Below are 13472 nucleotides of genomic sequence, written 5' to 3'. Positions count from 1 at the left end.
ACGAGCGCCGATGTCCCACGCCCCCAAATTCCATCGTCTCGCGGTCGATGACGTACGTCGGGAAACCTCCGATGCGGTGTCGATGACATTCGCCATTCCCGGAGATCTCGAACAAGAATACGCGTTTGCGCCAGGCCAGTATCTGACGCTGCGGACTATGATGGATGGCGAGGAGGTGCGCCGGTCCTATTCGATCTGCTCAAGTCCCGATGACCGCGAATTGCGGATCGCCGTGAAGAAGGTCGACGGCGGTACCTTTTCAAACTGGGCGCTCGAGCAGCTCAAATCGGGAGACGAGCTTGACGTCATGACGCCGACCGGTCGTTTCGGCATCGCGCATGCGCCGGAGCAGGCGCGCACTCATGTGGGCTTCGCGGCGGGCTCCGGTATCACGCCGATCATGTCGATCATCCGGGGCATTCTCGCGCGTGAGCCACAGAGCCGCTTCTTTCTCTTCTACGGCAACCGGACGGCCTCCGGCATTCTGTTTCTTCAAGCACTGGAGGAATTGAAAGACCGGTTCATGGGCCGCCTATCCGTGTTCCACGTCCTATCTCAGGAAGAACAGGACCTGCCGATCCTGTATGGCCGGCTGGATCACGACAAGGTCTCCATCCTGCTGCGCGCGATGGTGCCGGCGAAGGCGATCGATCATGTGTTCATCTGCGGACCGGTGGCCATGAGCGAGGAGATCGCGGCGACCTGTGCCGAACTCGGCGTCGCTGCCGAGCATGTTCACGTCGAGCGTTTCGTCTCGGGCCTGGGCGGCAAGCCACGGCCGAAACCGGTCGTGGCTCCGGAGGCGCCGCCCAAGGCGGTTGCGGCGCTCATCGTGGACGGCAAGCGCAAGGACGTGCCGATCGTCGAGGGGGAATCCATTCTCGATGCGGCGCTTCGCGCTGGCTTGGATCTGCCCTATGCCTGCAGGGGCGGGATGTGCAGCACCTGCCGTGCCAAGGTCGTCGAGGGCGACACGCAGATGGATGTCAATTATTCGCTGGAGCCGTGGGAGCTGGAGGCGGGCTTCGTGCTCACCTGTCAGGCGCACCCGGTTTCGGCGCGCATCACCGTCGATTACGATCAGGTCTGATTACTTGCTGTCGCGCATGATCGCATAGGCGGTCTGCGCGAGCGCGACCGGTTTTGCGTCGCTTGCGGTTTCGATCGTTACGCTGCCGAACGCCATGGTGCGCCCGAGCCTGACTACACGTGCCTGGGCCAGCAGATCGGAACGCATGGCCGGTTTGAGGAAGTGGATGGTCTGATCTACGGTGGTCATCGGCAGAAATTCGCCCGCTGCCGAAGATATCGCGAACACCATGGCCGTGTCGGCAAGAGACATCAGCGCCTGTCCGCAAACGACGCCGTTATCGCGGCAGAGCCTGTCCGAAAACTTCATGCGCAGGATAGCGCCGTCGGCGTCGATGCATTCGATAGACAGGTCGAGGTCCTGCACCCATGGGGCAAAGACGGTCTGCAGCAGATGAGTGGCAGCGGAGGTGTCGAAAGTCGTCATCACGGAGTATCCTGCATTCAGTGTGAAGAAATCATCCAAGCGTTACGGGCAATGACGTGAAGCCGCGGAAGCGCGCGCGCCGGGCGCGCTTTGCGGGTCCGGCGGCTGCGAAATTCGGAAAGCGGGCCATGAATCGTCCGATGGCGATGCGGCCTTCCATGCGGGCGAGATTGAGACCCGCGCAGACATGAGCTCCCGACGCGAAAGCCAGATGGCGGTTTGGCGCGCGGCTGATGTCGAGTTGATCGGGTGACGCGAATTGCGCGGGGTCGCGGTTCGCGGCGCCGATACAGAGTGTAATCAACGTACCCTTCGGAAGAGCGATGCCTCCGATCTCGGTGTCGACTGCAACGCCGCGATTGCCGAGTTGATTAGAGCTTTCGAACCGCAGGAATTCCTCGATCGCAGTGCGGATCAGCGCCGGCTCATCAATCAGGCGCTGCTTCTGCTCGGGGAAGCGCAACAGCAGCTCTAGGCCATTGCCGATCAGATTGGTGGTTGTCTCATGGCCGGCATTCAGGATGAAAATGCAATTCTGCAGCAATTCGGTCTCGCTGAGGCGTTCGCCGCTCGCCGTTTCGCCGGCGATCAGGCGGGTGAGGACGTCGTTTTCGGCATCGCCCGGCCGCGCCCGACGGTCTGCAACAAGCCGGCGTAGATAGTCGAGGAATTCGGCGACCGCTGTTTCGCCGAGGGCCTGTACCTCGGGCGATAGCGACGGTTCCAGCGCACCGAGAATGGCAAGCGACCAGCCACGCAGCGGGCTGCGCTCCGCATGCGGGACACCGAGCAGGTTGCCGATGACTTCGATGGGGATCGCCGAAGCAAAGTCCTCGATGAGGTCGGCGTGGCTGCGTGCCGCCATATCGTCGAGCAGCCGGTCCACCAGAGTGATCAGCCGGGGTTCGGTCTCGGAGATCGCGCGGGGGCTGAGGGCGCCGGCAATGAGATGTCGAACGCGCGTATGCAGCGGCGGATCATTGAACACCAGGCTGGTTGTGTGATGTTCGAATAGCAGCGAACCGACGCCGTATTTGGGGGCGAATTCAACCTTTTTGTCGGAACTGAAGCGGATCGTGTCCTTGTAGATAGCCTCCAGGTCGCTATGCCGTGTCAGGAACAGCGACCCATCTGCCATCCGGTGAAGCGGATCGTGCGTCTGAAGCGCGCGATAGGTCGGATAGGGGTCGTCGTAAAAGGCGTCAGGCAATGCCTTCAAGGAAAAGCCGCGGATGAGCTCCGCATCGCCGACCGCCGCCGTGCTGGCCATGAGCTACATCTCCACCGATCATCGACGATGTGACAGGCTCAGACCAGAATCTCGCTGATCTGAACCGTAGCCTGAGTATCGGTGAAATTCGGGATGTCGGCGAAAATCTCGCGGCCATGCGCCTTGCCGGCAGCCCTGAAATTGTCGAGCGAGCCGAAGGTCAACAGTGCCATCATCTGATAGTCGGGCGCACTGCCGTCGGGCTTGCCGATGCCCTTGACGACCTGAGCATTAGTAAGCCCGTGCGGCGTCCAGCGTTCCTTAACCAGCGGCATATGCTTGCTCAGATAATAATCGAGGTCGAACTTCGTCTCGGCTCCGGCGGGATACATCACTGTGACGAGGATCATGGTGGTCTCCTGAATGAATTTCGGGTGTCGTGGCGGCAGAGAATGGGCGCTGCCCGATACAAGGATCAGGACCGCACGGCGTTCATGGTGAGCAGTTCATAGGTCGCTGCGGTTTCGCCGGTCGCCGTGGTGATCTCAACGTCCCAGCGGACTTCGCCATATTGCTTGTTGCGCGGCGACTTTTCTTTCGCGGTCAATCGGACCTTGATCGCTTCACCGGGCCGCACCGGCTTGACGAAGCGCAACGAGTCCAGGCCGTAATTGGCGAGCACCGGGCCAGGATCGGGATCGACGAACAGTCCTGCGGCGAATGACAACAGCAGATAGCCATGGGCGACGCGGCCGGGGAAGAACGGATGTCCCTTGGTCGCTTCTTCGTCCATGTGGGCGTAAAATGTGTCGCCGGTGAAATGGGCGAAGTGCTCGACGTCCTCGAGTGTGATCGTGCGTTCCTTCGACATGAAGGTCTGCCCGATGTCGAGATCTTCGAAGTGATAGCGGAACGGATGCCGTTCCTTTGCGATGATCGGTGTGCCCTTGGACCAGCTTCCGGTAATCCCGGTGAGCATGGCAGGTGATCCCTGCAAGGCGGTGCGCTGCATGTAGTGCTGCAAGCTGCGAATGCCGCCGAGCTCTTCCCCGCCGCCGGCGCGTCCGGGGCCGCCATGGACCATCTGCGGCATCGGTGAGCCATGGCCAGTCTGTTCCTTGGCGCAATCACGATCGATCATCACCAGGCGCCCGTGAAAGCTGCCGATGCCGAATACGAGGTCGGATGCGATTTTGGTATCATGCGTATAGACCGATGCGACCAGGCTGCCGCCGCCGCGGTTGGCAAGCCTGATCGCGTCGTCCAGAGCGTCGTAGCCCATCACGGTGCAGACCGGGCCGAATGCTTCGATCTCATGCACGCTGACGGCGGCGGCGGGATTCGCGCAATGCAACAGCAAAGGCGGCACGAAAGCGCCGCGTGCGGCGTCCGCACCCTCGACGGAAAAATGGTCGGGATCGCCGCTGACCAGTTCGGCCTCGGTGCGCAGCTTCGCCACATGGGCGAGCACGTCCCGCCGTTGGTCCAGTCCCACCAGCGGGCCCATGCGCACGCTTTCCAGTTCGGGATTGCCGATAGTGATCTTGGCGAGACGTTCGCGCAGCGCCGCGATGACGGCATCGACATGGGCGGCTGGTGCGATAGCGCGGCGGATCGCGGTGCATTTCTGTCCCGCCTTTACCGTCATCTCCTTCGCCACTTCCTTGATGAACAGGTCGAATTCCGGCGTGCCCGGCGCGGCATCGGGCGCCAGGATGGCCGCGTTGAGCGAATCCCGCTCGGCCACGAAACGAACCGCCTCCCGGGCAATGACCGGATGTCGCTGTAGCTTCTGCGAAGTCTCGGCCGACCCGGTGAAGGACACCACATCCTGACAGGTGAGGTGATCGAAAAGGTCGCCGGTCGAGCCAACGACAAACTGGAAGGCGCCGTCGGGCAGAATGCCGGACTCGGCAATCATGTGTGCCAGCGCGTGCGCGACATAGGATGTGACGGTCGCAGGCTTGGTGACGACCGGAACGCCCGCCAGCAGTGCGGGGGCGAGCTTTTCCAGCATTCCCCAGCAGGGGAAATTGAACGCATTGATATGCACCGCGACGCCGTGAAGCGGCGTCACGAGGTGCTGGCCAGCGAAGCTCCCGGTTTTCGACAGCGATTCCACGCTGCCATCGAGCAAGAATTTCGCGTTAGGTAGTTCGCGGCGACCCTTGCCGGCATAGACGAACAGGGTACCGATGCCGCCGTCGACGTCGATCATGTTATCGATGCGGGTCGCGCCGGTCTGGAATGACAGCTTGTAGAGCTGTTCCTTGCGCTCGGTCAGATATTGACCGAGTTTCTTCAGCATGTCCGCGCGCTGGTGGAAGGTCAGTCGTCGCAGATGCGCGCCGCCAGTGCCGCGGGCATAGTCCAGCACCTTGCGCATATCGATCCCGCCACTGGTCGCTTGCGCGACCACGTCGCCGGACACCGCGCTGGCGATCTCGATCAGGTCGCGCCCGGGGGCGGCCCATTGTCCGCAAACGAAGCTTTCGAGTTTCATTGAGATCGCCCTTCTTTGTGAGTGGCCGAGTGGGGAGGCTGCGCTACTTGCGTGCGGTGGCACGTTTGGGGACTGGAGCGGGCTGCGCCAGCAGATCGCGCGTCCCGTCGGTGATCAGCCGCGTGACCAGATCGGCATAGTCCCCGCGGGTGAACGGGCCTTGGCTCCTGAACCAGAGGTAGTGCCAGTTGACCATACCGAACAGCGACATGGTCACCGGCTTGAGCATCGTCGTATCTGTGAGCTGTGGGGCGATCCCGGAGACGGCGCTGGAAAAGATGCGCACGAGTTCGCGCTCCATGTTCTTCAACGTGGACTGGCGCTCGTCGGACAGGAACCGCATGCTGCTGATCTGGACGCTGTGCTGTGCATCGGCGTCGCGATAAGCCTCGAGCAGCGCCGCCACCAGCTCGCGCAACCGCGCGGCGGGTGCCAGATCGGGTTGGTCGGCAGCCTCGACGACTTGCAGCAGGTCGTCGAGATGGGCGCGGATGACGTCGAACAGAAGCTCATCCTTGTCCTTGTAGTAATGATAGAGATTTGCCTTCGACACCCCGCATGCGGCGGCGATCTTGTTCATGGATGCACGGTCATAACCGTATTCTGAGAACAGCTCCGCCGAGCGATCGAGGATCGCGCGGCGCTTGTCGTCGTAGTTGTTGGCGCGGGGACGGGCCATGCTGAATCAAAGTCCTTTGAGGTCTAGCTCTGCGGCCGGCGGTCAAGGATGCGTCTGGCCTTGCCGGCCGAGCGTTCGATGCCGTCGGGGTCGCGGATGATGACGCGCGATGTGATGCCGATGGTGTCCTTGATCGCCTGCTCCAGCCGGTTGGCGGCGGTCTGACGGAGATCGGAAGCAGAGAGTTCGGGACGGGCCTCGACGTGAATCTCCATCTCGTCCATGCGGCCGGTTCGCGTCAACACGATCTGGTAATGCATCGACAATCCAGGGATGGTCTGCAGCTTTTCCTCGATCTGGGTGGGAAACACATTGACGCCGCGCAGGATGATCATGTCGTCGGTGCGGCCGGTGACCTTCTCCATGCGTCGCATGGCGCGCGCTGTGCCGGGCAGCAGGCGGGTGAGGTCGCGCGTCCGGTAACGGATGATCGGCATTGCCTCCTTGGTTAGCGATGTGAACACCAGCTCGCCTTCCTCGCCGTCGGGCAGCACCTTCCCGGTATGCGGATCGATCACTTCCGGATAGAAATGATCCTCCCAGATATGCAACCCGTCCTTGGTCTCGACGCATTCGCTGGCGACGCCCGGGCCCATCACCTCCGACAGGCCGTAAATGTCGACGGCATGGAGATCGAAGGCTTCCTCGATCTCCTCGCGCATCGCATTGGTCCACGGTTCGGCACCAAAGATGCCGATTCGCAGCGACGACTTGCGCGGATCCAGGCCCTGCTTCCGGAATTCATCCAGGATCGCCAACATGTAGGATGGCGTGACCATGATGATGTCCGGCTTGAAATCGGTGATGAGCTGCACCTGACGTTCGGTCATGCCGCCGGAGATCGGGATCACCGTGCAGCCGAGACGCTCGGCGCCGTAATGCGCGCCGAGACCGCCAGTGAACAGGCCGTAGCCATAGGCGTTGTGCAGCTTCATGCCGGCGCGTCCGCCTGCGGCTCGGATCGAGCGCGCCACCACATCGCTCCAGGTATCGATGTCACGCTTGGTATATCCGACGACGGTGGGCTTGCCGGTGGTGCCCGACGAGGCATGGATGCGCGCGACCTGCTGCTCGGGCACGGCGAACATGCCGAACGGATAGTTGTCACGTAGGTCGGTCTTGGTGGTGAACGGAAATTTCGCGAGATCGTCGAGGCTCGTAAGATCGCCCGGATGAATGCCGGCGGCGTCGAACTTGGCGCGGTAATGCGGGACGTTGTCATAGGCATGGCGCAACGACCATGCGAGTTGCTTCAGCTGCCAGGTTCGCAGGTCTGCGGTGGCTGCAACTTCATAACGGTCCAGTTCGGTAGGCTCTGGTTTGAGCTGGTCCAGCTTGCGCAATGGCATTTGAAACATGGAATCCTCCCGGATCGGCTTTTTATTGAGCTGGGTTGGAATTTGGCGGCAGCAACTCGCCCGAAATCGTACGCGAGTGGCCGCGGAATTCGGCAACGACGACGTTCTTGCTGTCACGCACTGTGACATCGTAGATGCCACCACGCCCGGCCTTTGAGCGTTCGATGGCGTGGGCGGTGAGCGTCTCGCCGGCAGCAACAGCGCGGATGAACGTCACGGCGCATTGTTGCGCGACAGAGCGCTGATTGTAGCTATTGCAAGCGAAGGCAAAGGCCGAGTCGGCGAGAGTGAAGATGAAGCCGCCGTGGCAGATGTCGTGACCATTGGTCATGTCCCGCCGCACCGTCATGGCGAGCACAGCTTCGCCGGGCGCGATCCGCTGGATCGACATGCCCAGTGCCTTGCTGGCGCGATCATCGTGCCACATCGCATCGGCACAGGCCTGGGCCGTGGTCTGCGCCGCGGTCTCGGCTGCTGCCTCACGTGACTCCATCACTGCCTCCCGACAAAGCGCGGTGCGCGTTTTTCCATGAAGGCGGTGACGCCTTCGAGATAGTCCGGTGTGCGACCGGCCTGTCCCTGCAGATCGCATTCGAGGTCGAGTTGCTGGTCGAGACTGTTGGTCTCAGAGGCGTCGAGCGCCTGTTTCATCAGCGCTAGTCCTGCCGTAGGTTGGGTCGCAAAATGCGTGACGAGACGATGCGCCTCGGTCATCAGGTCGGCGTCATCGACCGATTTCCAGATCATGCCCCAGGCTTCTGCCTGGCCTGCGGAAACGGGTTCGGCGAGCAGTGCGAGCGCCCGGGCCCGCGCGGTGCCTACCAGTCTCGGCAATATCCATGTGCCGCCGGCGTCCGGTACGAGGCCGAGCTTGGCAAAGGCTTGAATGAATTTCGCGGAGCGCGCAGCGATCACGATGTCGCAGGCGAAGGCTACATTGGCGCCCGCACCGGCTGCGACGCCGTTGACGGCACAGATCACCGGCATCGGCAGGCCGCGCAATTTGCGCACCAGCGGATTGTAGTAGGTCGCAATAGTAACGGAGAGATCCGGTGTTTCACCCGGAGTGAAAACTCCGTCGGAGAGATCCTGTCCAGCGCAGAAACCGCGGCCGGCGCCTGTCAAAAGTAGCGCACGGCAGGATGTGTCGACTTCCGCAGCCACCAGTGCCGCCATCAATTCGGCATGCATCGCAGCGCTGAACGAGTTCAACCGGTCGGGCCTGTTGAGCGTGAGAACGCGATAGCCTTCGCGGATATCGGTCGTGACGAGGCTCGTATCCACCGCTTCCTCCCCATTGTTATTTTTCCGGCTCTGCGCCGTTGTGAAGCAGACGTTACTATTGACCAACCGTCCGGTCAATTATAAAAGTCGACCCGGGATTTGGTGCCATCGCGCGCGGTTTGACCGTTAGGATGCACGCAAAGCGCCGGGCACGCTCAAAAATGGGCGGCCATCACAGGGAGGAAACGAGATGACGTGCCACTCGCATTTCAAGAGCCTTGCTATTGCCGCAGCCGTTGCGCTGCCGCTGTCGGGACTGTCCATCTACAGCCCTGCGCTCGCACAGCAGACCGTCAAGATCGGGTCTGTGCTGTCGGTTACTGGTCCCGCGTCGTTTCTCGGCGAGCCCGAAGACAAAACGCTGCGCATGTATGTCGACAAGATCAACGCCGTCGGCGGCGTGGCCGGCAAGAAGATTGAACTCGTGATCTATGATGACGGCGGCGATGCCAACAAGGCACGCACCTTCGCCACGCGGCTGATCGAGGACGATAAGGTCGCTGCGATGGTCGGTGGTTCGACCACGGGCACGACGATGGCGATGATCCCGGTGTTCGAAGAGGCGCAGGTACCGTTCATCTCGCTGGCCGGCGCGATCGAAGTGGTCGATCCCGTACGCAAGTTCATTTTCAAGACGCCGCATACCGACAAGATGGCTTGCGAGAAGATCTTTGAAAATCTCAAGCAGCGCAATTTCACCAAGGTCGCGATGATTTCCGGCACCGACGGCTTCGGCGCGTCGATGCGGGCACAATGCGTCAAGGTGGCTCCCACCTATGGCGTGCAGATCGTCGCCGAGGAAACCTATGGCCCGCGCGATAGCGACATGACGGCGCAGCTCACAAAGATCAAGGGCGTTGCCGGGGTGCAGGCGGTGGTCAATCCCGGTTTTGGACAAGGGCCCGCGATCGTGACGCGCAACTACGCTCAGCTCGGCATGTCGGCGACCCCGCTGTATCAAAGCCACGGTGTGGCCTCGAAGAGCTTCATTGAACTCGCCGGCCCGGCCGCAGAAGGCGTTCGGCTTCCGGCCGCGGCGCTGCTGGTCGGCGACAAGCTGCCGGACGGAGATCCGCAGAAGAAGGTCGTGGTCGACTACAAGCAGACCTTCGAGGCGACGGCCAAGCAACCGGTCTCGACCTTTGGCGGTCATGCATATGATGGGTTGTACATCATGGTCGAGGCGATGAAGCGCGCCAATTCCACCGACGCCAAGAAAGTGCGCGACGAAATCGAAAAGACCAAAGGCTTTGTCGGCACCGGTGGCATCGTGACCATGTCTCCGACTGACCATCTCGGCCTCGATCTATCCGCCTTCCGCATGCTGGAAGTGAAGGGCGGCGACTGGACCCTGTTGCCACCCGGTACCTAACGTTACAAACGGCGATCTCCGCGACACATTCGTGCGCGGAGATCAATCACTCTCGCTCCACGCAGAATAGATTGTAGTGGCAATGAAAGGCCGTTGGCACGCATGCCCGAGTTTTTTCAATTCCTGGTCTCGGGCCTGACGATCGGCGCCGTCTACGCCTTAGTCGCACTTGGCTTTACCCTGGTCTACAACGCTTCCGACGTGGTGAACTTCGCCCAGGGTGAATTCGTCATGCTGGGCGGAATGGTCACGGTGTTCGCTCATGCGGCCGGTGTGCCGCTGCCGCTTGCGGCGCTGGTCGCGGTCATCGTGTCGGTTGTCCTTGGCCTGTCGCTGTACTGGCTCGCAATCGCGCCGGCCCGCGGTGCATCGGCTGTGTCGCTGATCATCATCACCATCGGTGCGTCGATCCTGCTGCGCGGTGCGGCGCAGATCGTTTTCGACAAGCAGTTTCACAAGCTGCCAGCATTCTCCGGTGATACGCCGGTGCAGATGCTGGGCGCCGCGGTTCAGCCGCAGAGCTTCTGGGTGATTGGCGGCACGGCCGTGATGGTCCTGCTGCTCTACGTCTTTCTGGAACGAACCCTACTCGGCAAGGCCGTACTCGCCACATCCGCCAACCGGTTCGCCGCACGGCTTGTCGGCATTAACACCACGACCATCATGGCACTGGCTTTCGGCGGCTCGGCTGCCATCGGTGGTGTTGCCGGCATTCTGATCACGCCAATTACGCTGACCAGCTACGATGTCGGTACGTTGTTGGCGCTGAAGGGCTTTGCCGCAGCCATGCTCGGCGGCATGGGCAATCCGCTCGGTGCCGTTGCCGGTGGGCTGCTGCTCGGATTGCTCGAAGCGTTCGGCGCCGGTTACATCAGTTCGACGTATAAGGATGCGTTTGCCTTCATCGTGATCCTCGCAGTGCTGTTTGCCGCGCCCCAGGGATTGTTTGGCCGCCGCACCATCGAGAGGGTCTGAGCGATGCTTGCAGCCCTCCGTCACCGCTATGGAATTCTGCTCGTGCTGGCGGTCATCATTGCCGCCCTGCCGCTGGTATTTCCGTCGAGCTATTATTTCCGGGTCGCGTCATTGGTCTGGGTCTCTGCCTTCGCGGCAATCGGCCTGAATATCCTGATGGGCAAAGCCGGGCAGGTCAGTCTCGGCCATGCCGGTTTTTTCGGGATCGGCGCTTATGCGGTCGCGATCGGGCCGACGCACCTTGGCGTGCCGCCGCTGGCGGCGATGCTGCTCGGCTGCGCGCTGTCGGCGTTGCTGGCCTTCCTGGTAGGGCGCCCGATCCTTCGCCTGAAGGGGCACTATCTCGCTATCGCAACGCTCGGATTCGGCGTGTTGGTAGCGCTGGTCATCACCACAGAAAGCCGCTGGACCGGAGGTCCGGACGGCATGTCGGTGATGAAACTCACGCTGTTCGGCTGGCGTGCCAGCGGATCCGATACCTGGTACTGGATCACAGGCGGACTGTTGCTCGCCGGCACGTGGATTGCGCTCAATCTCGATGAGACGCCGACCGGACGCGCGTTTCGCGCGCTACATGACAGCGAAATCGCTGCCAGGGTGACCGGCATCAACGTCAATCGCTTCAAGTTGCAGGCCTTCGTCATTGCGGCGGTCTATGCATCGCTGGCAGGCTCTGCGCTCGCGCTGATGAATGGCTTCGTCAATCCGGATCAGGCCGGCTTCCTGCATTCCATCGAAATGGTGACGATGGTCGTGCTTGGCGGGCTCGGCTCGGTTGTGGGCAGTATCGTCGGGGCGGCCGTGCTGATCATGCTGCCGCAGCTTCTCACCGTATTTCAGGAATATGAGAACCTGATGCTGGGTGCCATCATCATCGTGTCGATGATCTTCATGCGCGACGGCATCGTGCCCGTGTTGTCGAAGTTCATGACGGGGTGGCGCGCATGACCATTCTCAAAGTCAGCGACATCGGCATCTCGTTCGGCGGCCTCAAGGCTATCGACGGCGTCGGCTTCTCCGTGGAGGCTGGTCAGATATTCTCCATCATCGGGCCGAATGGTGCCGGCAAGACCACATTGTTCAATGTGATCTCCGGCATCTACGAGGCCAGTCAGGGCCGTATCGAACTGGCAGGCCGGGATGTCACCCGCCTCGAACCCGATGCGCTGGCGGCGCGGGGCCTGTCGAGAACATTTCAGAACCTGCAGATATTCCAGCGCATGACTGCAGTGGAGAATGTCATGGTCGGCCGCCATCTGCGGGAAAAGTGCAACTTGTTCGCGGACCTGTTCCGGCTGCCATCGGTAACGCACCAGAACAAGGAGACCCGTGCGGCTGCACTTGCTTTCCTGGATGAGGTTGGCTTGCGGGACCAGGCCGATACGCCGGCGGGCGCGCTATCCTATGGGGCCTGCAAGCGCCTTGAAATCGCACGCGCGCTGGCTGCCGAGCCACGTGTGTTGTTGCTCGATGAACCGGCGGCAGGCTGCAATTCAGTGGAGACCGAGGAGATCGACCGGCTGATCTGCCGGGTGGCGGCGAAGGGGATCGCCGTGGTGCTGGTCGAGCATGACATGAAGCTGGTGATGAAGATCTCTAATCGAATCCTGGCGCTGGAGCGGGGGCGGCCGCTCATTGAGGGCAGTCCGGGCGAGGTGCGCGCCAACCCGGCCGTGCTTGAAGCCTATCTCGGCAAACATGGCGCTCGGGAGGCTGCCCGTGCTTGAGATATCCAATCTCCGCAGCCGCTATGGACGTATCGAAGTCCTTAAGGGCATCACTCTCGACGTGCAGACCGGCGAAGTTGTTGCGCTGATCGGTTCGAACGGCGCAGGAAAGACGACGCTGCTGCACGCGCTATCCGGAGTTCAGCCGATCAGTGACGGCCAGGTGACATTTCTTGGTGAACGCATCGACGGGTTGCCTGCCCATCGCCGCGTGGCGCGCGGCATTCTCCAGTCGCCAGAGGGGCGGCAGATATTCGGCCCGCTTACCGTGGAAGATAACCTGCGGCTCGGCGCCTATCTGCGGCGCGACAAGGACATCGCCGAAGATCGCGACAGGATCTTCGGTATGTTTCCAATTCTGGCAGAAAAGCGGAAGCAAATAGCAGGCGGTCTGTCAGGCGGGCAGCAGCAGATGCTGGCCATCGGCCGTGCTCTGATGGGTAAGCCGAAGCTGCTGCTGCTAGATGAACCTTCGCTCGGTCTGTCACCGCTGCTTGTTGATCAGATACTGGCGGCCATTGTTTCGTTACGTGCCCTCGGGATGACCGTGTTGCTTGTTGAGCAGAATGCCATGGCCGCGCTTGAAATCGCTGACCGGGGTTATGTGATTGAGACGGGTCGTATTGTCCATGCCGGACCTGCATCGCTATTGCTGTCAGATCCCAAAGTAAAAGCGGCTTATCTCGGCGTAGAATAACGTAAGCATGGCCGCTTGTGGCGCAATGTATGGACCGGCTGCTGATCGCAAGTGAGATTATGCTTAGATAGCGGAAGTCGCTGATATGTATCCGGCCTGTTGATCGGCTCGCGGGCCGTGGCCTTGATGGGGATACGCACGCGCCTTTGGC

14 protein-coding genes are annotated in these 13472 nt (G+C 61.5%); 6 read left to right on the top strand and 8 right to left on the bottom strand.

The genetic code is table 11. The features are described 5' to 3' along the window. Window positions 1–10 precede the first annotated feature (10 nt). On the top strand, window positions 11–1090 hold the full coding sequence (paaE, locus tag CIW50_RS12765; RefSeq protein WP_149531641.1) for a 1,2-phenylacetyl-CoA epoxidase subunit PaaE: 1080 nt from the start codon (window positions 11–13) through the stop codon (window positions 1088–1090). Here the strand turns inward: paaE and CIW50_RS12760 are convergent, their stop codons facing one another. The 8 genes from CIW50_RS12760 to paaG all read right to left on the bottom strand — a co-directional run bounded on the left by CIW50_RS12760 (window position 1091) and on the right by paaG (window position 8550). After that, window positions 1091–1516, bottom strand: a complete 426-nt coding sequence (locus CIW50_RS12760; protein ID WP_149531640.1) for a PaaI family thioesterase — start codon at window positions 1514–1516, stop codon at window positions 1091–1093. It abuts the gene before it with no gap. Between the two features lie 31 nt (window positions 1517–1547). Further along, the gene (locus CIW50_RS12755; protein WP_149531639.1) at window positions 1548–2786 is read right to left on the bottom strand and encodes a cytochrome P450; all 1239 of its coding nucleotides are present in this window, start codon (window positions 2784–2786) and stop codon (window positions 1548–1550) included. A gap of 38 nt (window positions 2787–2824) precedes the next feature. Beyond that, window positions 2825–3136, bottom strand: a complete 312-nt coding sequence (locus tag CIW50_RS12750) for an EthD family reductase (RefSeq protein WP_149531638.1) — start codon at window positions 3134–3136, stop codon at window positions 2825–2827. A gap of 65 nt (window positions 3137–3201) precedes the next feature. After that, a complete protein-coding gene (paaZ, locus tag CIW50_RS12745; RefSeq protein WP_149531637.1) occupies window positions 3202–5229 on the bottom strand; it encodes a phenylacetic acid degradation bifunctional protein PaaZ in 2028 nt (675 codons plus the stop codon). Window positions 5230–5272: 43 nt separating this feature from the next. Then, window positions 5273–5908, bottom strand: a complete 636-nt coding sequence (locus CIW50_RS12740) for a TetR/AcrR family transcriptional regulator (protein WP_149531636.1) — start codon at window positions 5906–5908, stop codon at window positions 5273–5275. A 23-nt stretch (window positions 5909–5931) separates the two neighbouring features. Then, window positions 5932–7266, bottom strand: a complete 1335-nt coding sequence (gene paaK, locus CIW50_RS12735) for a phenylacetate--CoA ligase PaaK (protein ID WP_149531635.1) — start codon at window positions 7264–7266, stop codon at window positions 5932–5934. Window positions 7267–7288: 22 nt separating this feature from the next. Further along, on the bottom strand, window positions 7289–7759 hold the full coding sequence (gene paaI, locus CIW50_RS12730) for a hydroxyphenylacetyl-CoA thioesterase PaaI (RefSeq protein ID WP_149531634.1): 471 nt from the start codon (window positions 7757–7759) through the stop codon (window positions 7289–7291). After that, on the bottom strand, window positions 7759–8550 hold the full coding sequence (gene paaG, locus CIW50_RS12725; protein ID WP_149531633.1) for a 2-(1,2-epoxy-1,2-dihydrophenyl)acetyl-CoA isomerase PaaG: 792 nt from the start codon (window positions 8548–8550) through the stop codon (window positions 7759–7761). Before paaG ends, paaI begins: the two co-directional genes overlap by 1 nt. A gap of 190 nt (window positions 8551–8740) precedes the next feature. Between paaG and CIW50_RS12720 the strand changes: the two genes are divergently transcribed. The 5 genes from CIW50_RS12720 (at window position 8741) to CIW50_RS12700 (ending at window position 13321) form a co-directional block, all read left to right on the top strand. Then, window positions 8741–9922, top strand: coding sequence for an ABC transporter substrate-binding protein (locus CIW50_RS12720; protein ID WP_149531632.1), 1182 nt, complete (start codon window positions 8741–8743; stop codon window positions 9920–9922). A 102-nt stretch (window positions 9923–10024) separates the two neighbouring features. After that, complete coding sequence (locus CIW50_RS12715) at window positions 10025–10897, top strand: branched-chain amino acid ABC transporter permease (RefSeq protein WP_149531631.1); 873 nt, start codon at window positions 10025–10027, stop codon at window positions 10895–10897. 3 nt (window positions 10898–10900) lie between these two features. After that, window positions 10901–11845: a branched-chain amino acid ABC transporter permease gene (locus tag CIW50_RS12710; protein ID WP_149531630.1), complete on the top strand. Its 945-nt coding sequence runs from the start codon at window positions 10901–10903 to the stop codon at window positions 11843–11845. Next, complete coding sequence (locus tag CIW50_RS12705) at window positions 11842–12624, top strand: ABC transporter ATP-binding protein (RefSeq protein ID WP_149531629.1); 783 nt, start codon at window positions 11842–11844, stop codon at window positions 12622–12624. The genes CIW50_RS12710 and CIW50_RS12705 overlap by 4 nt, the downstream gene beginning before the upstream one ends. Further along, entirely contained in the window at window positions 12617–13321 is a 705-nt protein-coding gene (locus CIW50_RS12700) for an ABC transporter ATP-binding protein (protein ID WP_149531628.1), read from the top strand. The genes CIW50_RS12705 and CIW50_RS12700 overlap by 8 nt, the downstream gene beginning before the upstream one ends. Window positions 13322–13472 lie beyond the last annotated feature (151 nt).

This window comes from Tardiphaga sp. P9-11 (assembly GCF_008329525.1).
GTDB lineage: Bacteria > Pseudomonadota > Alphaproteobacteria > Rhizobiales > Xanthobacteraceae > Tardiphaga.
The sequence above is the reverse complement of the archived record's forward strand: the minus strand, read 5'-3'. Positions and strand labels throughout refer to the sequence as shown.

Bases quoted from the DNA above. Each gene is read 5' to 3' on its own strand.
- paaE (WP_149531641.1), top strand. From the start codon at position 11: ATGTCCCACGCCCCCAAATTCCATCGTCTCGCGGTCGATGACGTACGT.
- CIW50_RS12760 (WP_149531640.1), bottom strand. From the start codon at position 1,516: ATGACGACTTTCGACACCTCCGCTGCCACTCATCTGCTGCAGACCGTC.
- CIW50_RS12755 (WP_149531639.1), bottom strand. From the start codon at position 2,786: ATGGCCAGCACGGCGGCGGTCGGCGATGCGGAGCTCATCCGCGGCTTT.
- CIW50_RS12750 (WP_149531638.1), bottom strand. From the start codon at position 3,136: ATGATCCTCGTCACAGTGATGTATCCCGCCGGAGCCGAGACGAAGTTC.
- paaZ (WP_149531637.1), bottom strand. From the start codon at position 5,229: ATGAAACTCGAAAGCTTCGTTTGCGGACAATGGGCCGCCCCCGGGCGC.
- CIW50_RS12740 (WP_149531636.1), bottom strand. From the start codon at position 5,908: ATGGCCCGTCCCCGCGCCAACAACTACGACGACAAGCGCCGCGCGATC.
- paaK (WP_149531635.1), bottom strand. From the start codon at position 7,266: ATGTTTCAAATGCCATTGCGCAAGCTGGACCAGCTCAAACCAGAGCCT.
- paaI (WP_149531634.1), bottom strand. From the start codon at position 7,759: ATGGAGTCACGTGAGGCAGCAGCCGAGACCGCGGCGCAGACCACGGCC.
- CIW50_RS12720 (WP_149531632.1), top strand. From the start codon at position 8,741: ATGACGTGCCACTCGCATTTCAAGAGCCTTGCTATTGCCGCAGCCGTT.
- CIW50_RS12715 (WP_149531631.1), top strand. From the start codon at position 10,025: ATGCCCGAGTTTTTTCAATTCCTGGTCTCGGGCCTGACGATCGGCGCC.
- CIW50_RS12710 (WP_149531630.1), top strand. From the start codon at position 10,901: ATGCTTGCAGCCCTCCGTCACCGCTATGGAATTCTGCTCGTGCTGGCG.
- CIW50_RS12705 (WP_149531629.1), top strand. From the start codon at position 11,842: ATGACCATTCTCAAAGTCAGCGACATCGGCATCTCGTTCGGCGGCCTC.